Origin of the sequence: Paenarthrobacter sp. MSM-2-10-13 (assembly GCF_011605365.1) — a bacterium.
GTDB lineage: Bacteria > Actinomycetota > Actinomycetes > Actinomycetales > Micrococcaceae > Arthrobacter.
Genome location: NZ_JAAOXO010000002.1, coordinates 76916 through 100592, shown reverse-complemented (window position 1 = coordinate 100592; position 23677 = coordinate 76916). Strand labels below are relative to the sequence as shown.

21 protein-coding genes are annotated in these 23677 nt (G+C 62.9%); 15 read left to right on the top strand and 6 right to left on the bottom strand.

Translation table 11 applies throughout. The features are described from left to right. Positions 1–96 precede the first annotated feature (96 nt). Both HAV21_RS06185 and HAV21_RS06180 read right to left on the bottom strand, forming a co-directional pair. Positions 97–999, bottom strand: coding sequence for an NAD(P)-dependent oxidoreductase (locus HAV21_RS06185; RefSeq protein ID WP_166841055.1), 903 nt, complete (start codon positions 997–999; stop codon positions 97–99). A gap of 25 nt (positions 1000–1024) precedes the next feature. Beyond that, on the bottom strand, positions 1025–2527 hold the full coding sequence (locus HAV21_RS06180) for a four-carbon acid sugar kinase family protein (RefSeq protein ID WP_166841053.1): 1503 nt from the start codon (positions 2525–2527) through the stop codon (positions 1025–1027). A gap of 129 nt (positions 2528–2656) precedes the next feature. Between HAV21_RS06180 and HAV21_RS06175 the strand changes: the two genes are divergently transcribed. The 4 genes from HAV21_RS06175 (at position 2657) to HAV21_RS06160 (ending at position 5259) form a co-directional block, all read left to right on the top strand. Continuing rightward, positions 2657–3460, top strand: coding sequence for an alpha/beta hydrolase (locus HAV21_RS06175; RefSeq protein ID WP_166841052.1), 804 nt, complete (start codon positions 2657–2659; stop codon positions 3458–3460). A 75-nt stretch (positions 3461–3535) separates the two neighbouring features. After that, the gene (locus tag HAV21_RS06170) at positions 3536–4237 is read left to right on the top strand and encodes a FadR/GntR family transcriptional regulator (protein WP_142937074.1); all 702 of its coding nucleotides are present in this window, start codon (positions 3536–3538) and stop codon (positions 4235–4237) included. A 71-nt stretch (positions 4238–4308) separates the two neighbouring features. Further along, positions 4309–4926 carry a nucleotidyltransferase domain-containing protein gene (locus HAV21_RS06165; RefSeq protein WP_243753151.1) on the top strand — a complete coding sequence of 206 codons (618 nt, stop codon included), beginning with the start codon at positions 4309–4311 and terminating at the stop codon, positions 4924–4926. Then, entirely contained in the window at positions 4927–5259 is a 333-nt protein-coding gene (locus HAV21_RS06160) for a hypothetical protein (RefSeq protein WP_166841050.1), read from the top strand. On the opposite strand, the gene HAV21_RS06155 is transcribed toward HAV21_RS06160, so the two are convergent. Beyond that, positions 5211–6134, bottom strand: coding sequence for an AraC family transcriptional regulator (locus tag HAV21_RS06155; protein ID WP_243753150.1), 924 nt, complete (start codon positions 6132–6134; stop codon positions 5211–5213). The genes HAV21_RS06160 and HAV21_RS06155 overlap by 49 nt on opposite strands. 206 nt (positions 6135–6340) lie before the next feature. On the opposite strand from HAV21_RS06155, the gene HAV21_RS06150 reads away from it, so the two are divergent. From HAV21_RS06150 to HAV21_RS06120, 7 genes are all read left to right on the top strand, one after another. Further along, on the top strand, positions 6341–6490 hold the full coding sequence (locus HAV21_RS06150; protein ID WP_166841047.1) for a hypothetical protein: 150 nt from the start codon (positions 6341–6343) through the stop codon (positions 6488–6490). Between the two features lie 124 nt (positions 6491–6614). After that, positions 6615–7403 carry an SDR family oxidoreductase gene (locus tag HAV21_RS06145; protein ID WP_166841045.1) on the top strand — a complete coding sequence of 263 codons (789 nt, stop codon included), beginning with the start codon at positions 6615–6617 and terminating at the stop codon, positions 7401–7403. 44 nt (positions 7404–7447) lie between these two features. Then, positions 7448–8689, top strand: coding sequence for a styrene monooxygenase/indole monooxygenase family protein (locus HAV21_RS06140; protein WP_166841043.1), 1242 nt, complete (start codon positions 7448–7450; stop codon positions 8687–8689). 27 nt (positions 8690–8716) lie between these two features. Further along, complete coding sequence (locus HAV21_RS06135; RefSeq protein ID WP_166841041.1) at positions 8717–10471, top strand: flavin reductase; 1755 nt, start codon at positions 8717–8719, stop codon at positions 10469–10471. A gap of 25 nt (positions 10472–10496) precedes the next feature. Continuing rightward, positions 10497–12143 carry an NAD(P)/FAD-dependent oxidoreductase gene (locus tag HAV21_RS06130; RefSeq protein ID WP_166841039.1) on the top strand — a complete coding sequence of 549 codons (1647 nt, stop codon included), beginning with the start codon at positions 10497–10499 and terminating at the stop codon, positions 12141–12143. A gap of 7 nt (positions 12144–12150) precedes the next feature. After that, positions 12151–12942 carry a cyclase family protein gene (locus HAV21_RS06125; RefSeq protein ID WP_166841037.1) on the top strand — a complete coding sequence of 264 codons (792 nt, stop codon included), beginning with the start codon at positions 12151–12153 and terminating at the stop codon, positions 12940–12942. Next, on the top strand, positions 12939–14615 hold the full coding sequence (locus HAV21_RS06120; RefSeq protein WP_166841035.1) for a thiamine pyrophosphate-binding protein: 1677 nt from the start codon (positions 12939–12941) through the stop codon (positions 14613–14615). Before HAV21_RS06125 ends, HAV21_RS06120 begins: the two co-directional genes overlap by 4 nt. Before the next feature lie 68 nt (positions 14616–14683). On the opposite strand, the gene HAV21_RS06115 is transcribed toward HAV21_RS06120, so the two are convergent. Genes HAV21_RS06115 through HAV21_RS06105 form a run of 3 tightly spaced genes read right to left on the bottom strand, consistent with a single transcriptional unit; the run spans position 14684 to position 18146 of the window. Next, positions 14684–15691, bottom strand: a complete 1008-nt coding sequence (locus HAV21_RS06115) for a LacI family DNA-binding transcriptional regulator (RefSeq protein ID WP_223941464.1) — start codon at positions 15689–15691, stop codon at positions 14684–14686. A gap of 17 nt (positions 15692–15708) precedes the next feature. Continuing rightward, positions 15709–17289: a glycoside hydrolase 43 family protein gene (locus tag HAV21_RS06110; RefSeq protein ID WP_166841033.1), complete on the bottom strand. Its 1581-nt coding sequence runs from the start codon at positions 17287–17289 to the stop codon at positions 15709–15711. Further along, positions 17286–18146, bottom strand: coding sequence for a PmoA family protein (locus HAV21_RS06105; protein ID WP_166841031.1), 861 nt, complete (start codon positions 18144–18146; stop codon positions 17286–17288). Before HAV21_RS06105 ends, HAV21_RS06110 begins: the two co-directional genes overlap by 4 nt. Positions 18147–18444: 298 nt before the next feature. Here HAV21_RS06105 and HAV21_RS06100 point away from each other — a divergent pair, with 298 nt between their 5' ends. Genes HAV21_RS06100 through HAV21_RS06085 form a run of 4 tightly spaced genes read left to right on the top strand, consistent with a single transcriptional unit; the run spans position 18445 to position 23676 of the window. Then, complete coding sequence (locus HAV21_RS06100) at positions 18445–19755, top strand: extracellular solute-binding protein (protein WP_166841029.1); 1311 nt, start codon at positions 18445–18447, stop codon at positions 19753–19755. 33 nt (positions 19756–19788) lie between these two features. Beyond that, positions 19789–20739: a sugar ABC transporter permease gene (locus HAV21_RS06095; RefSeq protein WP_166841027.1), complete on the top strand. Its 951-nt coding sequence runs from the start codon at positions 19789–19791 to the stop codon at positions 20737–20739. Positions 20740–20748: 9 nt separating this feature from the next. Next, a complete protein-coding gene (locus HAV21_RS06090) occupies positions 20749–21645 on the top strand; it encodes a carbohydrate ABC transporter permease (protein ID WP_062070981.1) in 897 nt (298 codons plus the stop codon). A gap of 48 nt (positions 21646–21693) precedes the next feature. Continuing rightward, the gene (locus HAV21_RS06085) at positions 21694–23676 is read left to right on the top strand and encodes a pectinesterase family protein (protein ID WP_166841025.1); all 1983 of its coding nucleotides are present in this window, start codon (positions 21694–21696) and stop codon (positions 23674–23676) included. The last annotated feature ends 1 nt before the right edge of the window (position 23677 follow it).

Here is a 23677-nt window from a genome sequence, read left to right as displayed (position 1 = left end):
GTCGTCGCGGGTTCTTGTTGGGGGTGTGGAGTTTTTGTACAGCTAATGCCCTTCTGGGCAGCTCATGAGGGCGTTAGCTGTACAAAAACTCCGGGGTTAGGCAGTGCGCTTGGAGGGCGCAACAACCTTGATGACGGCGGAGTCGTCGGCAGCGGCGAGGCCCTGGGCCTGGCCGAGAAGGTAAAGCTGTTCAGCGGCGGCGGCAACGGGTGCGGCAAGGCCGGCGGCCCGGGTTGCCTTGCCCACGATGCCCATGTCCTTGACGAAGATGTCCAGGCGGCTGAGGACCTCGGCGCCGTCTTCGGTGTAGGCCTCAAGGATGCGCGGCCCGCGGTTGGAGAGCATGAAGGAACCGGCAGCGCCGGCTTCGAGGGCGGCGAGGGTCTTGGCCTGGTCCAGTCCGAGGGCATCGGCGAGGGCCATGGCTTCTGCGGCGGCGGCAATGTGGACACCGCACAGGAGCTGGTTGACGGTCTTCAGTGCCTGGCCGTCGCCGGGCTTGTCGCCCACGATGCTCAGGGTGGACGCCAGCAGTTCAAGTGCGGGGCGCGCCTTTTCGAGTGCCTCGGGCTCGGCGCCAACAACGATCAGCAGGTCACCTTCGCCGGCACGCTTGGGTCCACCGGACAGCGGGGCATCAACCAGCGCGACGCCATACTCGGCCAGCTTCGCTACCGTTGCGGGAATGGCTTCGGTGCCAACGGTGCTGCCCAGGATCACCACGGCGCCCGGCTTGAGGACAGGGGCCACGCCGTTTTCGCCGAAGAGGACATCGTTGAGCTGCTCACCGTTGCGGACGGCCAACAGCAGCGCATCGGCGCCCTGGGAAGCTTCGCGGGCGGAGTCGAAGGTCTTGATGCCGGCCGCTGCTGCGAGCTCCAGGCGCGGCTCTGCGATGTCGAAGCCGTGAACGGTCAGCTCGGAGGCAAGGCGGGTGGCCATGGGCAGGCCCATGGCGCCGAGGCCCAGGACGGTGATGGTGTAGTTGCTGCTGGTCATGGTGTTCTCCATTGAATGTGTGCTTTTAGAAAGTGGCGCTGAGCTTGCGGGTGACCTGGGTCAGGGACTGGTCGTCACCCACGTTGCCGGCGAAGACGATGTAAGGGATGCCCTTGGCGGGACCGTCCACCGGCTCCCACAGCGAGACGATGCCCGGCAGCATGGGTCCGCGGACAATCGCGTGGCGGATTTCCAGGCCGTGCGCCGCCACGTCCGAGGACGTGATGCCGCCCTTGGCGATGACGAACCGCGGCGGGAAGGTCTTGAGTGTCCGGTTCACCACGGCCACGACGGCGGCCGAAACCGTGCGGGCGATCTTCAGGCTCGCTGCGGCGTCGTCGGTTTTGATGAGCAGGCGGCTGGTGTGGACAATGACGTCGCCCTCGCGGAGAGCGTCGACGACGTCGGACACGACGGTTTCGATGTAAGCGTCGGCTTCTGCTTCGCCCTCGGTTTTGGTTCCGGCAATGAGCTTCTCGACGTCGATCTCGATGATCCGGGCCGAGCTGTGCTGAGCCGTGAGGTCATTGAGCTGCCGGGTGGTGACGCCAACGTGGGAGCCGACCACGATCAAGCCACCGGCTGAGGAGGGAGTGTTGCCTGCGAAGGCTTCTTCCGAGGTCAGCGCAGTGCGGATCTCCTGGCCGATGCGTCCACGGACGAACGGCGGGCCCACGCGGTAGAGCAGCTTCTTGCCGCGGCGTTCTGCTTCCTCCAAGCCCAGGGCGAGGGCACGGAAGTCGTTCTCGGTGACGATGTCAGCCACGATCGGCGTGGAGTTGGTGGCGGATTCCAGGGCGTCGGCGATCGCTTTGGCGGAGATGGTGGGATCTTGCGCTGACGCTCCGGCGCGGATGATGTTCAGGTCCAGGACAATCACGTCGCTCGCGGGGAACCGGCCCTGCGACTTCTCCTCCACATACTTGGCCATCTCGGAGTTGGCGAAACCGAAGCTCGCGTCCTTGGCGAATTCCGTCTCAGCCACGGGAGTCAGTGCGCCGGCGTCGGCGCGCATGTAGTGCACACCGCCGATGGTGATGCGGCCGGCGTCGGGGAATGCCGGAACGATCACCACGCCGTCGGTGGGTTCGCCGGTTTCTGCAGCGACGGTGGCGGCGATGACGTCCGGCTCCAGCGGGTAGTGGCCACGGAGGGTGGAGTCGCTGCGGCTCACGAAGCCCAGCTTCACGTCGCCGGCGGCTGCGGCAGCCAGAGCGTTGCGGACGATTTCCTCGTTGCGCGCTGCGGCTTCGGCCGGGTCAAGGCTGCGGGTGTTGGTGAGGACGTAGACCGCGGGCTTGGTCTGGTTCGCACGGATGTGGGTGAACGCCCAGGTGAAGTCCTCCACGTCCCAGCGGGTGAGCACAGCGAGATCCGCAACTGACTGCGTTCCCGTGGGGTCGTCGTCGAGGACCACCAGGATCTTTGGTGCGTCCGCGGCAGACGCCGTCACGGCGTCGGCAACCAACTGAGCAGGAATCTGGACTTCCGCCGGGAAAGCGGCCAGAACGTCGGCTTCAAGGGTCACTATGCACTCCATCGTGGGAAATCTCTGTTGCGGTTTAGTGAATGTAAGATGTCAGACATCTAACATTTGAATTAGTGTGACACACGGCTTCTCACCGCGCAAGGTGCTGCGCATCACTAGGCTAAGAGGATGGCTGACAGCGCTGTTCCGCTCCCCTTCGTGAACGTCCTCACCCCTGCCGTTCCCGCAGGTCAGCCCATTCCGGCAGTCCTGATCCATGGCTGGGCGTCCGGTTCCGTCTACTGGGAACCGCTCGCGAATAAGTTGCTCGACGCCGGCCGGGAAGTTTGGATTCTGGACCTCCCCGGCTACCACCCGGGTGATGAATTGCCGCCGGATTTCGAATGGACCTTGGACTCGGCAGCGGCCTCGGTGGCCGCGGCCCTTGATGACCGGGCCAGCGGTCCGGTGCATGTGGTGGGACATTCGATGGGTGGCAGTGTTTCGTTGACGCTTGCGGCAGCCCGCCCCGGCTTGGTGGCTTCATTGACCCTTGTGGGCATGGCGCCGGTGCCGCAGAATCAGGGGTTCAAGGAGGTGCTCAGGACTCAGCTGGATCAGGGGTTCTTCGACGCCGGGACCGTAGTGAAGCTCATGAACGCCTGGTATGGAGAGCTGGCCGCAGCAGACATGGCGCGGCTCAGCACAGGGTTCGACACTCCGTTTCCGATTCTGTCCGCCAGCGCGGTGGCGGCCATGACCGGCGTCGAACCTTCAGTGCCTGGGCGCGTCCGCGCGCCACTACTGGTGATCGCCGGTACTGGAGATCGGGTGCGCCCTATCGAGCAAATGCGCGCGTTCGTGGCCGCAAGCCCGGGTCGCCGGTTGGCGGCCATTCGCGGCGCCGGCCACAACGTCCACTGGGAACAGCCCGAACACTGCGCAGAGGCGCTCCTTGAATTTTGGGAAACAAGCTGGCCACCGCCAGCGTAAGATGTCTGACATCCGCCCGTCCCGAGGGTAATCCACGGGGACCCGGGCGGTCTGAAGGACAGGAAATGGGGACACATGGCACGCAAGTCATTGGTGGGCGTCGTGGCCGATGAGCTGCTGGACAGGATCATCGCGGGCGAATTTCCGCCCGGAACAGTGGTACCGGGCGAGCTGGAGCTCAGCGCCAAACACGAAGTAAGCCGCATGACAGTGCGCGAGGCCATGAAAACCCTTGAGGCCCAGAGAATCCTCAGCGTTGAACGCGGCCGCGGAACGTTTGTTAACCCCCTCAACCAGTGGGCCTCCTTGGAAGCTGTGTTGCGTGCGGCGTCTGAAGGAACCAAGGACGCGGCGGCTGCGATCCATCTGATTGAACTCCGCCGCATGCTCGAAACCGGCGCCTGCGAACTCGCCGCCGAGCGCATCTCCGATGATGAGCTCGCCGCACTCAGGGACCACGTGGAAAAGATGCAGGCCTCCCACGAAGTCAACGATCTCGCCGGGTTTGTCGAAGCCGACCTCGCCTTTCACGACGTGATCCTGCACGCTTCAGGCAACGTGTTTGTGGCAGTGCTTTTCGAACCCCTGCACAGGGTCCTGGAAGCCCGGCGCGCCGAGACTTCAGCCTTCCCGGAAATCCAGGAACACGCGATCGGGCACCACCGGAAGATCGCCGCGGCTTTGGAATCGCGCAATCCCAACGAGGCCCGTCTCGCGATGGACGCGCACATGCAGCAGACGCTGGACGATCTGAAGACGTACGTTCTGGAGGCGTAGCTGGCACTGACACTCGCCGCGAGGTCTACTATTGTGTCTATAAGTGCACAATAGTAGACATAGGAGGAATCTTGCGCCTGCAGAACCCCTTGACTGCCATCAGCCCGTCGCTGGATATGGGTGCGCTGTACGTCCTTGCGCGGGCTGATGCCGACTTCACCGCCCCCGGCATCTGCAGCCTCCTTCCCGAGCCCAGCTCACTCGCCGGAGTCCGCAAGGCACTCGCCCGCTTGGTCGATCAAGGCATTGTCGTAGAGAAAGTTGCCGGAAGAACTCACATTTTCCGCCTCAATCGTCATCACCTCTTGGCCAAAGCAGTCGAGGAGATGGCCAGCGCAAAAGACCATCTCATCGAGCGCATTCGGACAGAGATCGAGTTGTGGGAATTCGCGCCGATTGTCGTCACGATTTATGGATCGGCCGCACGTAATGACATGCGAAACGATAGCGACATAGACCTGTTCATCGCCCTTCCGAACGACGTCAACGAGTTGCAGGCCGAAACCAGAATAGCCACTCTGGCCGGCGAAATCAGCGCCTGGACGGGCAACGACACGCGGCCTTTTGTCTTCCTGGAGTCGGAAGTAACGCCTTCGTCGATTTTCGAGTCCATCATCGATGAGGGCGACACACTTTTCGGCGATGGAACGTGGTTGCGCCGCGTTCTCCGCGCTGGTACTGGCGCTTAGATGAGGACCACACCGGGAAGCGAAAGTATCCGCCGAGGTCGCTTGAGCAAGGCCGCGCAGTTCCAGCGGGTGGCCATGGATGCCCTCGAACTTGCTGAAGATCACTACGAAGTTGCCGACGCCGTGGCAACCCTCTGCATCCACGCAGGAATCGCCGCCTCTGACGCCATCTGCATTGCTCGGCTCGGTCACTTCGCGCAGGGCCAGGACCACAATGACGCGGTAGCTCTGCTCAAGTCAGTGGATGGGGGCGCTGTTGGATTATGCTCGCCGATAGCTTTCCGTCATCGGCGCAGGCTCTCGCTGGGTAGCTCTCCGAAGGCCTTCACGTAGAGCGCAGAGAAGCGCCCTTGGTGCGTGAAGCCGCAGAGTTCCGCGATGGCCGTGACACTCTGCTCGCGGGGGCTCGCCTCCAGGAGCATCTCCCGGGCACGGTCCAGCCGGATACTGCGCAGCAACTCCGACGGCGTCGCTCCAGTTTCCGCCCGAAGTGCCGTTTGCAGCGTTCGAACCGAGACACCCAAGCACTCGGCGATGTCCGGCACGGTAAGTTCCTCGAAAGCATGCCGGTCCAACAGCTCGCGGAACTCCCGGACCAGGCGGCTTTCAGATTCCGCGTCCCGGGTCTCATCACCGGGCAACTCCATGGCCATCAGCAGGCGTGACACCATGCTGTCCGCCAGCAGCCCCTGCACAAACGCGGGAGCAGTGGTACGTGGCTGGCTGATCATGTCGTCATGAAGCTCGACGACGGACCTCAAGAACGCGCGGCCGGCGGCACCTGAAAGGTCCATGCCATAGCCCAGATCAACGGTGCCATGGCCATAAAGCTGACCCGCCACCCGCTCAACCGCTGAACGACGCACGTAGACAATGAGGTGCGGACTTCCGCCGTCCCAGCTCATGGAGAAGGGACGGTGGAGCGGAGGAACAGTGGCCATCCGGGGACCCGACTCCACCGTGCTGGCACCCACCTTCATGGATGCGTGCCCTGCCAACGGGATCTGCACCAGGTGGAAATCCTGCAGGCCCTCGGGCTCAATCCGGACGTCGGCTCCGTAGTCCAGGAACTCGATCCCCACGTCACCCCGGTGCAGGGAGCGCAACTTCATGTCCACCGAGGACTGGCGCGTCAGTGGTGCAAGCTCGTGGCTGCAGAACAGTTCGGCGATCCTGGCGTGTGCCTCGTCCACGTCAGTGGTGGCCATGGTTGGGCGACCCCGGAGCACATCACGGGGAAGAATCCTCACCATCCGCCACCTACTTCACAGGGTCTTGTGCAGCTTTTCGCTTATCGGACGATCCTCGCGCCAACTGGATATTCCGGAGTCCAACAGCTGTCTAGAGTCGCTTTTAAGACAAGTATGACGCAGCTCACAGCACCATAACAGCGGCGGAAGCGGGGTGAGGACCAGTGAAGAACATCAAGGTGGTACATGACCGCAGAGACGAATGGGACAGGAGCCACTTCGAACTCTGGGCGGCGGAGCTTCAGGCCAGGGAAACCCACCTCACTTCCGCGGCATGGGTTGGTTGGCACGAGGAAGAGGAAGAACCTGCGTAATTCGGATGATCACTGCGCCAAGTGGATATTCCGCCGGAGAAGGGCAACCTAGAGTCACTTCAAGAGTGAATATGACGCACGTCATATTTACGTAACACGGAACGCGAGAGAAAGGGTTCGGCAGATGTCAGCACTCGAAGGCAGGACGGCAATCGTCACCGGTGGGGCCACCAAGGTGGGGCAAGGCGTGGTGACCTCATTGCGCGACGCCGGAGCCACGGTGGTGGTTGCGGATATAGCTCCCGACGGCGACACCCTCACCAAAGCTCTCGGGGAAGGGATTCACTATTCCCACACGGACATCACCGACGATGCCGCAGTCAGCGAACTGGTGGAGGAAACCGTGGCCCTCTACGGCGGGCTCGGCGTCCTGGTAAACCTCGCCTGTACCTACAAGGACGACGGCGCAGCCTCCGGGCGAGCCGACTGGCTCGAAGCACTCAACGTCAATCTGGTCAGCGCCGTGGTGGCGAGCAATGCGGCCCGACCCTACCTCAAGGCGTCCGGCCACGGTGCCATCATCAACTTCACCTCCATTTCCAGCTCGGTGGCCCAGACCGGCCGATGGCTCTATCCGGCCAGCAAAGCAGCCCTGGTTCAGGTGACCCGCAGCATGGCCGTGGACTTCGCAGAAGACGGCATCCGCGTGAATTCCGTCAGCCCCGGCTGGGTCTGGAGCAACATCATGGACTCCCTCAGCAACGGGAACCTCCAAAAGACAGACTCGGTTGCGGCCCCCTTCCACGCCCTCAAGCGGGTCGGCCGCCCGCACGAGGTGGGTGACGTCGTCGCTTTCCTCGCCAGTGACCAAGCAAGTTTCGTCACCGGTGCCGATTGGGCCGTTGACGGCGGCTATTCCGCCTTGGGACCGGAACGAGCCGAAGAGGCTATTCCCCTGCTCGCAGCAAACTAACGCCAAGCTTCACAACAACCTCCACCAGAGAGAAAGGCAACGCCATGACGCAACGCCACATCACCATCGTCGGGGCCGGCCAGTCCGGGCTTCAGCTGGGCATCGGACTCCTGGACGCCGGCTACCAGGTGACCACCATCTCCAACCGCACGTCCGAGGAAATTGCTGGCGGCAAAGTAGCCTCCAGCCAATGCATCTTCCACAACGCACTTGAGAACGAGCGGGCCCTCGGCCTGGACTTCTGGCCCGATGCTCCCACCGTGGACGGCATCTCCTTCACCATCCCCCACCCCGAGCTGCCGGGTGAGAAGGCGATCAGCTGGGCCTCACGACTGGACAACCACGCCAAGTCCATCGATCAGCGGGTGAAGTTCCCCAAGTTCATGGAAGAATTCACAGCCCGCGGCGGCGAGCTGGTCTTCGAAGATGCCGGTGTGGCTGAGCTGGAAAAGTACACGCAGACCTCGGACCTGGTGATCGTGGCGGCCGGCAAGGGTGAGATAGCCCAACTGTTCACCCGCGACGCCGAACGCAGCACCTACGATGCCCCGCAGCGCGCCCTGGCCTTGACCTATGTGACGGGCCTGAAACCCCGCGAAGAGTACTCGGCGGTCTCGTTCAACCTCATTCCGGGCGTGGGCGAGTACTTCGTGTTCCCCGCACTGACCACCACCGGTCCTTGCGAAATCATGGTCTTCGAAGGCGTACCCGGCGGCCCGATGGACACGTGGAAGGGGCTCAGCCCGGAGGAACACCTGGAGAACTCCAAGAACATCCTCTCGAAGTTCCTGCCGTGGGAAGCCGAGCGTGCCACGAATGTGGAACTGACCGATCCCAACGGCGTCCTTCAAGGCCGGTTTGCCCCCACCGTCCGCCACCCGATTGCCACACTGCCTAGCGGCAGGCAGGTACTGGGCCTGGCCGACGTCGTGGTGTTGAACGATCCCATCACCGGGCAGGGCTCCAACAACGCGAGCAAGTGCGCGGCGTCGTATCTGGACAGCATCACCCGGCACGGCAATGGCGCCTACGATGCGAGCTTCATGCAGGCAACCTTCGAGCGCTATTGGGATTACGCGCAGCACGTTGCACACTGGACAAATGCCCTCCTGGCCCCGCCTCCGCCGCATGTCCTGGAGCTGCTGGGTGCTGCGAACAGCGAACCGGACATCGCGCACCGCTTCGCCAACGGCTTCAACCATCCGCCGGAATTCCAGGATTGGTTCATGTACCCGGACAAAGCCGCGAGCTACCTCGCAGACCTTTCCGCCGCCAAAGTTTCGTAGCACAACCCTGCTAATAAGGACTCAACCATGCGAAAAATAGCAATCGTAGGGGCCGGCGAATCCGGCGCCCAGCTGGCATTGGGCCTGCAACGGGACGGCTACGCGGTAACGCTCCTGTCCGACCGGTCCGCAGCCCAGATCCGCACCGGCAAGGTCATGTCCAGCCAGTGCATGTTCTCAACCGCCCTCGACGCCGAAGCCCACATGGGAACGGCGCTCACCGAATTCTACGAATCCGGATCCGTCCCTGGCATCACCTCCATCCGGCTACGCGTGGATGCTGATGAACCCATCGAGTGGGAAGCACCCCTGGACGGTCCCGCCCGGTCCATTGACCAGCGCATCAAGAGTGCCCTCTGGATCGAGACGTTCGTTGCAGCCGGTGGCGACTTCCGCATTGAGAAGGTCACCCCGAGGATGCTCGAAGAACTCGCCCATGACTACGAACTGGTCATTGTCAGCACCGGCAAGGGCGAAATCGGCCAGATCTTCCCGCGGGACAAGGCAAAATCGCCCTTCGACCGGCCGCAAAGGGTTCTGGCGCTGAACTACGTCACGTCCGACGGCGGTGCTTCCGCCGGCTCGTCCGCCACAGGTACCGACGGCGGGGGCGACGCCATCCGCATGTCCATGGCACCCGGCGTCGGCGAATTCTTTACCTTCCCCGGCCTGACCGTCTCCGGCCCGTGCCGCATGATGGTGTTCGAGGGCGTGGTGGGCGGCCCCATGGACCGCTGGACCGACGTCGGGACCCCCGAAGAGCAGCTCGAGCGTTCGCTGGAAATCCTGCGCGAGCATTTCCCGCACGAGGCCGAAAACTTCGCCACGGCAGAACTGACTGACGACGGCGCCACACTCCTGGGACGCATCACGCCCACGGTGAGGTCCGCCGTCGGGGAGCTCGGCAACGGCACGTTGGTGTTCGGGCTGGGCGACGCCGTGGTCCTCAATGATCCCCTCACCGGGCAGGGCTCCAACAACGCGACCCTGGCTGCCAAGTACTACCTTGACGCGATTGTTCGCCGCGGCCAGCAACCTTTTGACCGCCCATGGATGGAGCGGACGTTCGACGAATTCTGGCGCGGCTGGGGGCAATGGGCCGTGGAATGGACCAACGATCTCCTGAAGCCGCGGCGTGATCACCAGAAGACGCTCCTCCGTGAAGCCGCTGACCATCCGGCACTGGCAGCAAGCATCGTGAGCGGTTTTGATGACCCCCGGACGTCGTATCCCTGGTGGTTCGACTCCGCAGCTGCCGCGGACTTCATGCAGGCCAGGAAAGAAGAGGACACGTCGGTGTTCGATGTCCGTGATTTCCGCAGCGCCCTAGGTCAGTACGCCACGGGCGTCACCGTGGTGACCACTGTGGCGGCGGACGGCCGAAAAGTAGGCATGACCGCCAATTCCTTCACCTCAGTGTCAATGGAGCCGCCGCTGGTGCTCTGGTGCCCCAGCAAACGGGCGCCCAGCCTGGGTGATTTCGAGGACGCAACGCACTTTGCCATCAACATCCTGGCTAGTGACCAGCACGTCCTGTCCCGGCAGTTCGCAACACCTGCCACGGACAAGTTCGTGGGCGCGGAAACCACCGAAGGAATCGCTGGGGTTCCGCTGCTGAACGGCGCTGTGGCAACCTTCCAGTGCCGCACCGTTTCGCGACATGACGCCGGTGACCACGTCATCTACGTGGGTGAAGTGGAAAGCTACAAGCACGACGGCGGTGCTCCCCTGGTGTTCCACGGCGGCAAGTATCACGCCACGGCCAGCCATCCGGATTTCTAGGCACACCCTTATGAAAGGTGCGGTTATGGACGATTCAGTTGACGTAGCGATCATCGGTTCAGGCATCAACTCCTTGGTGGCGGCGGCAGAATTGGCCTTGGCCGGGAAGCGCGTGTGCATCATCGAGCGCTCTGACCGTCTTGGTGGCTTCATCCATTCCGCCGAGCGGACCCTTCCGGGCTTCATCCACGACTCCTTCTCCTCCTGGCACCCGTTGTTCGTGTCCGGCGGTGCCTACGGGGCGCTGGGCAAGGAGCTGCACGCCAGGGGCCTGGAGTATTCCAACACCTCCGGCCCGGTGACAGCGAGCGTTGCCGCGGACCCGGCCACCGGAGCCCACCGCGTGGTCATCGCGGAGCGGGACCCGGCCACCACAGCTGCTGCGTTCAAGGAACCCGGCGACCAAGCTGCGTATCTGGCAATGTTTGATGATCTGGGCCGCAACGCAGGAACGGTGTTCGGGGCTTTCGGAGCAGAGCTTCGGTCTTTTGGGGAAGTGGCAAAGATTGCTTTGGGGGCCTTACGACGCGGGCGCTTCCAAGGGACGGAAGCCTTCGTCCGCGATTCCGTGATGAGCGGACGAAACTATGTCCGCAGCCGTTTTGATGGCTGGGAAGCGGACCAGCTGTGGTCACCCTGGCTTCTGCACGCAGGGCTCGGCCCGGACCAAGCCACAGGCGGCGTCATGCTGCCAGTAATGGCCATGAGCATGCACAGCTTTGGGCTCCCCGTGGTTACGGGCGGTGCTTCGCGGTTTGTGGGTGCGTTCGAGTCGTTGCTGCGCGACAACGGGGTGAGGATCATGCTGGGCGCGGAGGCCGAGGAAATCCTGGTGGGCTCCGAGGTTTCCGGCAAAGATGCCGTCACCGGCGTCCGCACATCCCAAGGCGTGGTTTCAGCCGGCACGGTGCTCGCGAACGTTTCGCCCCAAGCCCTCTACACCCGGCTCCTCCGGCAACCACCCGCTGGTACGGCCCAGGCCGCCGAACGCTACCAGAACGGCCGCGGTGCCATGCAGATCCACCTTGCTGTGGACAAGCCTGTGGAATGGCTCGATCCCAGGCTCAACACCGTCCCTCTGGTTCATATCAGCAATGGCTCTGACAGCACCGGAATCGCCTGTGCCCAGGCTGAAGCGGGTCTGCTGCCCAACGAACCTACCGTGGTGGTGGGCCAACAGTGCGTCCTCGATCCGTCGCGGGCTCCGGAGGGCAAAGCCACGTTGTGGTTGCAGCTCCAGGAAGTCCCGTTCACGCCCGTAGGTGACGCAGCCGGCCAACTGGACGTTGCGGGCGGCTGGACTGACGAGCTGAAGCACGGCTATCTGGAACGGGTCCTGGCCCGGTTGGAGCACTTCGCCCCGGGAACCAGGGCAACCGTCCTGGCCTCGGAGGTTTTGGCACCGACGGATCTGGCCGCAGCCAATCCCAATGCCGTCAACGGCGACCCCTACGGCGGCTCCGCGGAACTCTTCCAAAACCTGCTCTGGCGGCCCTTCCCCGCAGCGGCAGGACACCAAACCGCCGTCGAAGGTCTCTGGCACATCGGCGCGTCGACCCATCCCGGCCCCGGACTTTCCGGCGGTTCCGGACACTTGGTAGCCCAAAAGCTGACCGCACTACCCTCACCACTTTCCCGCCTTCAAGCAGCACTTAAACCAAGCAAGCGATAGGAGAACAATGTCTGTTCTGGCCGGGCTCACTGCAGCCCTCTCGAGTGGTTCCGTGGAAATCATCGATCTCACCACGCCGCTCAGTTCCGAGACCCCCATCCTGAACCTGCCGCAGCCGTTCGCGAACACCGTGGGCTTGTCGGTTTCACCGGTGAGTAATTTCGACGACGCCGGCCCGGCTTGGGCGTGGAACGACGTCACAGTGGGCGAACACGCGGGCACGCACCTGGATGCACCGGTCCACTGGATCACGGGCAAGGACGGCAAATCCGTGGACCAGATTGAACCACACCGCTTGGTGGGGCCGCTGGTGGTGATCGACAAGACCGCTGAAGCTGCCGCGGATCCGGACTTCCTTCTGGAACCGGAGCACTTTGAACAGTGGCAGCAAGAGCACGGCGCGTTCCCGGAGAACTGTTGGGTCATCTTCCGGACGGGCTGGGCGGCTCGAGGCGCTGACGCTGCGGCTTTCGTCAACGCGGACGACGCCGGACCCCACACTCCCGGAGTCTCCGCCGCGGGTGCCAAGTGGCTTGCCGGTAACGCCTCGATCAGTGGTTTTGGCGTGGAAACCGTGGGCATCGACGCCGGCCAGGCAGGTGGCCTGGATCCGATGTTCCCGGTTCATTCGTTCCTGCTCGGCGCTGACAAGTATGGCGTCACCTCGCTGCGGAATGTGGATCGACTTCCTGTCACCGGTGCCACGTTGGTGGTTGCTCCGTTGCCGATCGTGGGCGGCACGGGTAGCCCCAGCCGTGTGTACGCACTGGTGGAAAAGGGCACGGTGGAGCGAGCATGAGCGCGGAAGTAAGGGTCTCCACCCTGGTGGGCAGGACGCTGGCGAAGCTCGGCGTCGGACATGTTTTCGGCGTGGTGGGCTCCGGTAACTTCGATGTCACCGGCACGCTCATGGCGGAAGGCATTCCGTTCACGGCGGCCCGCCACGAGGGCGGTGCCGCCACCATGGCCGACGCCTATTCCCGGATGTCCGGCAAGGTGGGTGTGGTCACTACCCATCAGGGCTGCGGACTGAGCAACGCCATCACCGGGATCGGGGAGGCAGCCAAGAGTCGGACGCCGATGATCGTGCTGACCGCCGACACCCAGGCCGCTGCCATCCGCTCCAACTTCAAGATCGACCAGGACGCCCTGGCCCGCAGCGTAGGAGCCGTGGCCGAGCGCATCCACTCCCCCGCCACAGCTGTCGCAGACACCATGCGGGCTTTTCGGACGGCAGTGAATGAACGCCGCACCGTGGTCCTCAGTCTGCCGTTGGACGTGCAAAATGCCAGCGCCGCGGACGAGGTGAGTGCCGTCGTCGCGCCTGAACCCTTGAAGGTGCGCCCGGACGCTGCCGCCGTTGAGCAGTTGGTGGCCCTGATCGCCGCAGCGGAACGCCCGGTGTTCGTTGCCGGGCGGGGCGGGCGCGGTGCCAGGGACCAGATCCTGGAGCTGGCGCGCCATGCCGGAGCGCTGGTGGCGACCTCGGCCGTGGCGAGCGGACTGTTCAACGGCGATCCCCACAACCTGGGCATTTCCGGCGGGTTTTCCTCGCCTGCCACGGCGGAGTTCATCAGCGGCGCGGACCTGATCGTGGGGTGGGGCTGTGCGCTGAACATGTGGACCATGCGGCACGGACGGCTGATTTCCGCTGGCACCAAAGTAGTGCAGATCGACGTCGAAGATGCCGCGCTCGGCGCCAACCGGCCCATCTCGCTGGGCGTCTTGGGCGATTCGGCGCTGACGGCTGGGGATGCGTTGGTGGCATTGCGCTCGGTTCAGCCCGAACCTGCGGAAAAGTACCGCACCGAGGCTAACGCACTGGCCATCAAGCAGGGCTCGCGGTGGCGGGACGTTTCCACTGCGGATGTTTCCACTGCGACGTCCATCGATCCCCGCGTCCTCACCCGCGAACTCGACACCCTGCTCCCTGCCGAGAGGATCGTGGCAGTGGATTCGGGCAACTTCATGGGCTACCCCAGCCAATACCTTGCCGTGCCGGACGAGTTCGGATTCTGCTTCACCCAAGCATTCCAGGCAATCGGGCTGGGCCTGTATTCGGCGATCGGCGCTGCCCTCGCCCAACCGCACCGCCTGCCCGTTCTCGGCGCGGGTGATGGCGGATTCCTCATGGGAATCAGCGAGCTGGAGACCGCCACGCGACTGAAGCTGCCGCTGGTGTGCATCGTCTACAACGACGCCGCCTATGGAGCCGAGGTCCACCACTTCGCTTCGGGGCACACAGAGGCCGAGCTCGCCAGCGTGGTGTTCCCGGATACGGACATCGCCTCGATTGCCCGTGGATTCGGGGCGGAAGGCGTGACGGTGCGGACCGTGGCGGATCTGGAAGCGATTCGCCCGTGGATTGCCGTCTACGAAGCCGGGACCCAGGACCGGCCCCTGGTGATCGACGCAAAGATAGCATCCGACGGCGGATCGTGGTGGCTGGCCGAGGCCTTCCAGGGCCACTAAGCCCCGCCTCATCCAACTGAGAAGCAGCAGTGCGCGTTTTGAGGGCTCAAAACGCGCTCCGCTGCTACCTACATGGGTGGGGCGGTGCTTCCCCGCACCACCAGCTCCGTGGCGACTTCCAAGGCAGCCGAGGAACTACTTCCCTGTTCGATCTGCTCCGTGAGCATGCCCACGGCCATCGACGCGAGCTGGGCGAGGGGTTGCCTGACAGTAGTGAGGGGCGGTGACGTGAGTGCTGACTGGGCGATGTCGTCAAAGCCCACAACGCTGAGGTCGCCAGGGATTTTCAGCGATCGCTGGGCCGCCGCGTTCATGACGCCCAAGGCCTGCAGGTCGCTTCCCGTGAAAATTGCCGTGGGTCGCTCCGGCAGGTCCAGAAGTTCTCCGCCAAGCCGAAGCCCGGACTCGATACTGAAATCGCCGTCGCGCACGAACTCGGGAAGTACCGGCAGCCCGGCTTCATGAAGGGCGGCCGCGTAGGCTGCGTAGCGGGCACGCCCATGACCCGGGCTGTGGACGCGGCCGGTAATGATGCCGATGCGCTCATGCCCAAGTTCCAGAAGATGGGACACCGCCCGCAGCGCTCCGGAGAACGAGGCCGGGCTGACGCTGGGAATCTGCAGGCCTTGGGAACCTTCAGGGTCTATGGCAACAGCGGGGATGTTCAGCGTACGCGCCAGCTCTACCAGTGGTGATCCCTGCCGTGGAGCCAACAGCATCACGCCGTCGAGCCGGTTGCCGGAGGGCTCACGCAATTTCTGCCAGTTCCCGGCAGTAGCATTTACGGCCCGCGTGTAGGCCACGGTGTAGCCGAGCCGCGCAGCAGCAGCTTCCACTCCCTCCATGGTTTCCAGGACCCATGGAGAATCAAAGTTGTTCACCACCAATTGCAGCAATCCGGGTTCGGTGGGCGACTGCCGCTTGGTGTAATCAAGGTCCTCCAAGGCCTGCTGAACACGGGCGCGCGTTGCCTCGGAGACGTGGGAGCGGCCGTTCAACACCTTGGAAACAGTGGGGACGGAGACGCCGGCGGCGGCAGCCACGTCTGCGATCTTGGGGCGCGGAGTGGCGGTCAATGGGGCGGTCCTTGAACTCATGGGGATACGGGGGCGGCAACGCGCTGGGCGGCCGCCCGGCGGACCGGCGCAGTGTCCACCCGCACGGGACCAACGATAACACTCCCGCGTTGACGCGAGCCCAAGGGCGACGCCGCGAAAATCCCCAGCTCAGCGCCGATCCAGCGGCCCTCAACAACATCGAAATCCCAGATGGGAATCTGCCACGGATCCGTGGGACCCACCCGCCAGGCAAACGTGGCCTGCGGAGTTTCATCTATGCGGATCTGCAGCTCAATACGCGGCCCCGGAAGGGCCACGGCGCGCCCTATCGGCTGCTCGTGCGGACCTTCGCTGCCGGTTCCGCTACCCAGGACGTAGCCGTCCGGGGTGCGTACGATCCCCAGCCAGGCGTACCGCTGACCCAGAACCACGACGCCGGCCCGGGTACCTGGAGCCACATCGTCCAGTTCCAGGGTGGTGGTGAATGTGGACGGTTCGCCGGGGAGGATCTGGCCCAAGACGTTAGGGAGCTCGCGGAGATTGATGGGATCGTTGGCTTGCGGACGGAGTACCAGATGTCCTCCTCCACAGGTGGACAGCCATTCGTCCCGGGGGTTGGCCTGCCAGTGCCACTGCGGGCCCAGGCCGGGGGACGTGAAGTTGTCACCGGCGGGTGGTGCACAGTTTTCGGGCGAAGTACCGCGCGGGTAGGGGTGGCTCGAAACCGGGGTTCCCGGTCCGCCGTCGTCCGCTGTTTTGCCCATCCACGGCCAGCCGTCTTCACCCCAGCCCATGGGCTGGAGGTGAACCACGCGTCCGTACGGCCCCCGGTCCTGGAAGTGCAGGAACCAGTCTTCGCCCTCAGGAGTAGTGACCCAGGCGCCTTGATGCGGGCCATTCACGGGCGAATCGCCCTGCTCCAGGACGCGCCGTTCCTCGTAAGGTCCGAACGGCGACCGCGAGCGGAAAACCGACTGCCATCCTGTAGCAACGCCTCCCGCCGGCGCGAAAATCCAGTACCAGCCGTCGCGCTGATAGAACTTGGGCCCCTCCAGGGTTGAGAAGCCCGGCAGGTCTTCGCCGTTGATGACGTGGGTTCCATGGTCCAGGAGCCGGGAGGCGTCCGGGCTCATCCGGTGCACAGTGAGCCGGTTCTTGACTCCGATGCGGCTCTTGGCCCAACCGTGGACCAAGTATGCGCTGCCGTCGTCATCCCACAGGGGGCAGGGGTCGATGAGTCCACGTCCGGGATAGAGGAGATGGGGTGCGCTCCACGGTCCTTCCGCCTTCTCTGCGCTGAGCACGAAAATGCCGTGGTCCGGATCCGGATAGAAGATCCAGAACTTGCCATCATGGTGACGCAGCGCCGGAGCCCACACGCCACTTCCGTGCCTCACCAGCGAATAGTGGCTGGATTGTGGGAGCTCCCGGAGCGCATGCCCGGCGTGCTCCCAGTCCACCAGGTTCCGCGACCGCAATACCGGCAGGCCGGGAACCCTGTTGAAGCTGGAGGCGACGAGGTAATAGGTGCCGTCAACCTGTACCGCGTCAGGATCCGGCCAGTCACCGTTGAGGATGGGGTTGTTGTAGACGGGGGTGCGGTGTCGGGTTGTCATGGTGTCCTGTCGGGTGAGCTGCTGAAGTGGTGGAGAAGGAGTTCCTCGACATGCTGGGGGCTGGTTAGGGAGCCGTCGTGGACCACTGCGTGGAGACTGAGCTTGAGCGGATTGCCCCGGTCCACTGTTGCCGGGTGGTCCCACGCGACGGCCGGACCCGCGCCTACATAGCCGTCAGTGCGCACAAACCAAGGGCGCAACGCGGAGGTGTCTTGAGCGAGGATGACACTGACGTTTTGGCCCTCATGCCGGGTTTCCATCGCGAGCCAAGGGGAAAGTGATCCATGGGCTATGCCCGTCCCTGTTCCTCCTGAACACAGCACTTTGGCCGGGACATCACCCGACGGGAAGCGCCAGAATATGCCGCCGTAGCCAGCGCCGCTACGCCCTTTAACGGCAGACGACGACACGGACAACTGCTCCACGTCACCGGCAGGCTGAAGCAGGGATTCGAACGCAAGGCTCCACGTGTTTGCGGCAGGGTGCTCTTGGTATCGGTAGCTCCGCCCCTCCACAGCCAACGGGTCTCCGCTCTTGTCCAGCCACACCACCGTCCCCTTCCCCAGCCCCTCCAGGGACAGCCATTCCGCGAGCACTTGACGTCCGTGGTTGGGAAGGATTGCCGGGCCATTTTCGGTGAATGTGGATCCACCCCAGAAGTTGGTTCCGTTCAGGTCCGAGAAAGAGAGCGACAGACCGAGGTGGTGCGGGTGATCAACTGGACCAGCTTCCGTCACCGCCACTCCGGCCAGAGTCCGTACAGGGTGGAGGTACGGCCTGGGAGACAGCACGGTTGCCAGATCGCCGCCGGTGTTCATCTCCAGCACGGTTGCGCCGTTGAGTTGGAAGCTTCCCATTCGACCTCCTTGTGATGGGTTCCGCTGCGTGGGAATCAGCATAAACAGACCAGAAAGAGTTCGGCAACTACTTATGAAAGTTTCTTTGAACTATTTTCCGATATTGAGTTGTGATGTGTTGACAGTCACAGCCATTCGTTGCTAGAAATCGTTTACTCAGTAATTTTCACCTCACTCTTGGGTCGCTGTGATGGTCTAAGCAATGCTTCCCACGCCCGTACACCGGAAAGTTTCCGTCCAAATATTCAGCGAGTTTGTATCCACGCCCGAAGATCGGGCACCAGAAAGGCGTCATTCAATGAAGAAGACAGCAAGCACTCCTATCCCGCGCAGGCTGGTCCTGGGCGCCGCGGTGGTCGCGGCCGGGTTGGCCCTGAGCGCCTGCGGAGGAGGTGGCGCAACCTCCTCCGGAAGCGGCGGCAACGTGGAACTGAACTTCGTCTTCTGGGGCGATGCCAACCGGGCCAAGATGACGGAAGCTGCACTGCGGATCTTCGAAAAGAAGAACCCGGGAATCACCGTTAAAACCGAATACCAGGACAGTGCCCCTTACGCAGACAAACTGGCCACCCGATTCGCAGGCGGCAACCCGCCTGACGTCCTGGCGATGGCCAACCGCAGCCTCTTGGAGTACGCCCAGCGCGGCACCCTCGCCGACCTCAAGTCCTTCCCCGAGCTGAACCTGGACAAGGTTCCGGAAACCACGCTGAGTCGCGGCGAGGTTGACGGCAAGCTCTACGGTCTCGCCACCGGAGTAACCACCATCGGCATGGTGGTCAACAAGACCATCACGGACCAGGCCGGCGTCACCATCCCGGACGACAAAACCTGGAGCTGGGAGGACTACGCCAAGTTCGCCACCGAAGTCACGCAGAAAACCGGCGGAAAAGTCTACGGAGCTGGCTACGACGTCGCCACGGAAACAGGACCCATCATGCTCGCGCGCCAACGCGGCGAGGATTTCTACACCAAGGACAACAAGCTCGGCGTCAGCGAGAAGACCATCGAGGACTGGTTCCAGTACAGCGTGGACCTCCGCAAAGCCGGCGGCTATCCGCCCGCAGGATTCTTCGAGCAAATTGGCGGCTCGCCGGCGCAGTCCTACCTCGCGAAGGGCACGGTGGCTTCGCAGATCATCCCCATCAACAACTTCCGCGGTTACAACGAGGCCGTGGAGGGCGAAGTGGTCTTGCTCCGCATTCCAGGTGAAACCACGGGCGAGCGCCGCGGTTACTCCGCAGATCCCACCATGCTGTGGTCCATCGCTGCCAAGTCCAAGCATCCCAAGGAGGCCGCCAAGCTGGTGGACTTCCTGACGAACGACGCTGAAGGTGCCGCCGAAGTCCTCACGCAGCGCGGTGTCCCCATCAACCCTGAGGTGGCGGACGCCATCACGCCCAAGCTGAGCGCTGACGATAAGACGTTTGTGGACATGATGGCCTCCATTCAGGAAGACGATCTGCCACCTGCCTACGTGTATCCCAAGGGCGCAACTGTTGTAGCCGACACTCTCAAACAGCTCACCACTGAAGTGGAGTTCGGGCGCGTCAGTCCCGCCGATGCCGCGAAGACCTTCATGGAGAAGAGCAATGCAGCAATCAACAAGTAAGCCCGGAGCTATTCACGAGGGGGTCGTGGCGCTATGTCGGTTCTGATCAAACAACCATCTGGCGCCGCCCCGGCCGCAGCCGCAGCGGGCGGTAAGCAGCGCATCCGCCCATCCCGACGTAGGAAGCAGCGCTCCGGGTATCTTTTCCTGCTTCCCTGGTTTCTGGGGATGCTTTTTACCGTCATCCCATTCTTTGCCTCGCTGTACCTCGCCTTCACGGATTACAACCTCTTTACCGAGCCCAACTTTGTGGGGCTGGCGAACTTCCAGGCGATGTTCGAGGACCCCAGGCTCATTCAGTCGCTGAAGGTCACGTTCATCTACACCTTCGTGTCGGTGCCCATATCCCTCGCTGTTGCTTTGCTGGTCGCCTTGGTGCTGAACCGGGGCCTTCAAGGACTTTCGATCTACCGCTCCGTGTACTACCTGCCCTCCCTCTTGGGAGGGAGCGTCGCAATCGTGATGCTGTGGCGTTACATCTTCGGTAACGACGGAATCGTCAACGGGTTCCTGGGATTATTCGGAATCCAGGGCCCGGCGTGGGTGACCGACCCCCAGTTCTCGCTGAGCACCCTCATTGTGCTGAATGTTTGGACCTTCGGCTCCCCCATGGTGATCTTCCTTGCCGGCCTGCGGCAGGTCCCCGGGATGTACTACGAGGCTGCCTCGATTGATGGCGCCTCCAAGTGGCGGCAGTTCCGCAGCATCACTTTGCCACTCATCAGCCCCATTATTTTCTTCAACCTCATCATGCAGCTCATCGGCTCGTTTCAGACGTTCACCCAGGGCTATGTGATGAGCGGGGGTACCGGAGGCCCAGCGGATTCCACGCTGTTTTACAACCTTTACCTGTACCAGAAGGGCTTCACCGAGTTCGAGATGGGGTATGCCTCGGCCATGGCCTGGCTGCTGTTGATGATCATCGCGATTTTCACGGCCATCAATTTCATCGCATCCAAGTTCTGGGTCTTCTACGACAATTAAGGCAACCCCATGGCACTCCTTGATTTACCTCTCAAGCGCAAGCTGGCCAAGCAGGATCAACCCGAAGACGCCCTGACGGGAACCCCGGTTTCCCGCTTCTCACGGCATCTGATTCTCTGCCTGGTGGGGCTGGTGATGCTCTATCCGTTGATGTGGCTGATCTCCAGCTCGATGAAGCCCAGCAACGATATTTTTAGGCAGCTGGGTCTCTGGCCCGAAAACTGGGACTTCTCCAACTACGCCCAGGGCTGGACCGCGCTGGACCAGCCGTTCCACGTCTACCTGATCAACTCCATGATCGTGGTGATTTTCTCCATCGTCGGCAACATCTTCTCCTGCGCACTGGCCGCTTACGCCTTCGCGCGGATGGAGTTCACCGGGCGGAAGCTGTTCTTCGCCCTCATGCTGGGAACACTCATGCTGCCGGGCCACGTTCTTCTGGTTCCGCAGTACATCATCTTCTCCCAGCTCGGCTGGCTGGACACCTACCTGCCGCTGATCGTCCCCAACTTCATGGCCACCAATGCCTTCTTTATCTTCCTCATGGTGCAGTTCATGAAGTCTCTTCCCAAGGAATTGGACGATGCCGCCCAGATTGACGGCTGCGGCCCGTTCCGAACTTTCATCCGCGTCATTCTGCCCCTCTGCGTGCCGGCCATGGCCACCACGGCTATTTTCACGTTCATCTCCACATGGAACGAGTTCTTTGGTCCGCTGCTCTACATCCAGAACCAGGACCTCTACACCGTTCCCTTGGCCCTTCGCGCCTTCATGGACTCGGAAGGACAAAGCATGTGGGGCCCCATGTTCGCCATGTCAGTGGTGTCCATCGCCCCCATCATCGGTTTCTTCATTGCAGGGCAGAAGTACCTCATCAACGGAATTGCCACCACCGGCCTTAAGTAGGCCCCTCCCCCAGAGCAACACCAACAAGACAAGACAAAGGAGTTTTGCATGCGCCTGCGACGCCTGCTCGGCGCGGCCACCGCCGTCGTCATTCTTGGAAGCTTTACCGCTGTGCCTGCCAGGGCGGAGCCCATCCACAGCGGCACAGAATCACCGGCGGCACCGGCGGCCCTGTGGAAGCAACGTCCGGACGGTTTCGCGTCCCTTCCCGGCAACGGCCTGGACGGCACCACCGGAGGCCAGGCGGGGAGGCACGCGAGCGTGTCCTCGCTGGAGGAACTCACAGCCTATGCCGCTGCCGAGGAGCCGCTGGTGATCTTCCTCAAGGGCAGCATCATGGCCCAGGATTACGTCAAGATTCCGGTCGCATCGAACAAGAGCTTCATCGGTACGGGCGCGGGCGTGGAGCTGGTCAATGCCGGCTTCAAGCTCATCAACGTGTCCAACGTGATCTTCAGGAACTTCACAGTGCGCGATTCCTACATTCCCGGCGACTGGGACGGCAAACGCCCGGACAACGATCGTGACGGGATCCAACTCGACACCTCACACCATGTCTGGGTGGACCACATGAAGTTCGAGCGCATGGGCGACGGCATGATCGATACCCGCAAAGACTCGGACTACCTGACCTACTCGTGGAACGTGTTCGCGGACAACAACAAGGCCCTGGGCGTTGGCTGGACCAGCAACGCGGTCACCAAAATGACCATCCATCACAACTGGATCCGCAACACTGTCCAGCGGAACTTCAGCCTGGACAATACAGCGGCTGCGCACGTTTACAACAACTACCTGCAGGACATTGGCCAGTACGGAATGATGGGCCGCAACGCCGCCAAGGTGGTCCTGGAGGGCAACTACTTCACCTCGGTTGCCGATCCCGTGGTGGCCAAGGACCCTGCCACGGAAATCGTCAACCGTGACAACGTTTTTGATTCCACCCGCGGCCGCAAGGATAACGTGGGCATCGCGTTCGACCCCACGCAGTTCTATTCATACGCCAAGGACGACTCCTCCAGGGTTCCCGAACTGGTCACCGGCAGTGCCGGACCCCGCGAAAATAAAGCACCCAGCACGACGACGGAGGTCACGGTCGCGCTGGACGGCACCGGCGATTTCGGCAGCGTACAGGCGGCCATCGGTTCGATTCCTGTGGGCAACACACAACCCCGGACCATCACCATCGAGCCCGGCTTCTACCGGGAAGCGGTGAATGTCTGGGCCGACCGGCCCAACGTGACGCTGCAAGGAGCAACAGCCAACCCGGCCGACGTCGTCATTTCCTACGACACCCCTGCAAACGGAGCAAAGTTCTTCGGCGGAACCTGGGGTGCGGCCGGAAGTGCCACCCTCAACGTCCTGGCCGAACACACCACGGTCCGGAACCTCACAGTGGAAAACGCTTATGACGAGGCCGTTCACGGCGGTAGCCAGGCCCTCGCGGTGCGGACGGTGGCAGACAAGGTCACCTTCGACAACACCAGGTTCCTCGGCAACCAGGATACCTACCTCGCTGACACCACCGGCCGTGACGCCACTGCCCGCACCTACCTGAAAAACTGCTACATAGAAGGTGACGTGGACTTCCTTTACGGCCGGGGCACCGCAGTGTTTGAAGGCTGCACCATCCATTCGCTGGACCGCGGCAGCGACACGAACAACGGTTACATCGTGGCACCCAGCACCAAGGACTCCAACCCTTACGGCTTCCTGATCGTGGACAGCACCCTCACTTCGGACGCCGCACCCGGGACCGTCAGCTTGGGACGCCCTTGGTTTGCCAGCAGCGACCCCAACGCGCACCCCATGGCCGTCATCCGGGACTCGAACCTGGGCAGTCACATCGCTAAGCAGGGCTGGTCAGACATGAGTGGGCATGCTTGGACCGAGGGGCGCTTTGCTGAGTTCAACAACACCGGGCCGGGTGCATACATCAACGAGTTCCACCCCCAACTCACTCCGGAAGAGGCCCTGAAATTCACGAAGGACAGGTTCCTCGGTGACTGGACCCCGGCGGCAGGCGCTTGAG

Excerpts from the sequence above, each read along its gene's own strand:
- HAV21_RS06185 (WP_166841055.1), bottom strand. The coding sequence starts at position 999 with ATGACCAGCAGCAACTACACCATCACCGTCCTGGGCCTCGGCGCCATG.
- HAV21_RS06175 (WP_166841052.1), top strand. The coding sequence starts at position 2,657 with ATGGCTGACAGCGCTGTTCCGCTCCCCTTCGTGAACGTCCTCACCCCT.
- HAV21_RS06170 (WP_142937074.1), top strand. The coding sequence starts at position 3,536 with ATGGCACGCAAGTCATTGGTGGGCGTCGTGGCCGATGAGCTGCTGGAC.
- HAV21_RS06160 (WP_166841050.1), top strand. The coding sequence starts at position 4,927 with ATGAGGACCACACCGGGAAGCGAAAGTATCCGCCGAGGTCGCTTGAGC.
- HAV21_RS06155 (WP_243753150.1), bottom strand. The coding sequence starts at position 6,134 with ATGGCCACCACTGACGTGGACGAGGCACACGCCAGGATCGCCGAACTG.
- HAV21_RS06145 (WP_166841045.1), top strand. The coding sequence starts at position 6,615 with ATGTCAGCACTCGAAGGCAGGACGGCAATCGTCACCGGTGGGGCCACC.
- HAV21_RS06140 (WP_166841043.1), top strand. The coding sequence starts at position 7,448 with ATGACGCAACGCCACATCACCATCGTCGGGGCCGGCCAGTCCGGGCTT.
- HAV21_RS06135 (WP_166841041.1), top strand. The coding sequence starts at position 8,717 with ATGCGAAAAATAGCAATCGTAGGGGCCGGCGAATCCGGCGCCCAGCTG.
- HAV21_RS06130 (WP_166841039.1), top strand. The coding sequence starts at position 10,497 with ATGGACGATTCAGTTGACGTAGCGATCATCGGTTCAGGCATCAACTCC.
- HAV21_RS06125 (WP_166841037.1), top strand. The coding sequence starts at position 12,151 with ATGTCTGTTCTGGCCGGGCTCACTGCAGCCCTCTCGAGTGGTTCCGTG.
- HAV21_RS06120 (WP_166841035.1), top strand. The coding sequence starts at position 12,939 with ATGAGCGCGGAAGTAAGGGTCTCCACCCTGGTGGGCAGGACGCTGGCG.
- HAV21_RS06110 (WP_166841033.1), bottom strand. The coding sequence starts at position 17,289 with ATGACAACCCGACACCGCACCCCCGTCTACAACAACCCCATCCTCAAC.
- HAV21_RS06105 (WP_166841031.1), bottom strand. The coding sequence starts at position 18,146 with ATGGGAAGCTTCCAACTCAACGGCGCAACCGTGCTGGAGATGAACACC.
- HAV21_RS06100 (WP_166841029.1), top strand. The coding sequence starts at position 18,445 with ATGAAGAAGACAGCAAGCACTCCTATCCCGCGCAGGCTGGTCCTGGGC.
- HAV21_RS06095 (WP_166841027.1), top strand. The coding sequence starts at position 19,789 with ATGTCGGTTCTGATCAAACAACCATCTGGCGCCGCCCCGGCCGCAGCC.
- HAV21_RS06090 (WP_062070981.1), top strand. The coding sequence starts at position 20,749 with ATGGCACTCCTTGATTTACCTCTCAAGCGCAAGCTGGCCAAGCAGGAT.
- HAV21_RS06085 (WP_166841025.1), top strand. The coding sequence starts at position 21,694 with ATGCGCCTGCGACGCCTGCTCGGCGCGGCCACCGCCGTCGTCATTCTT.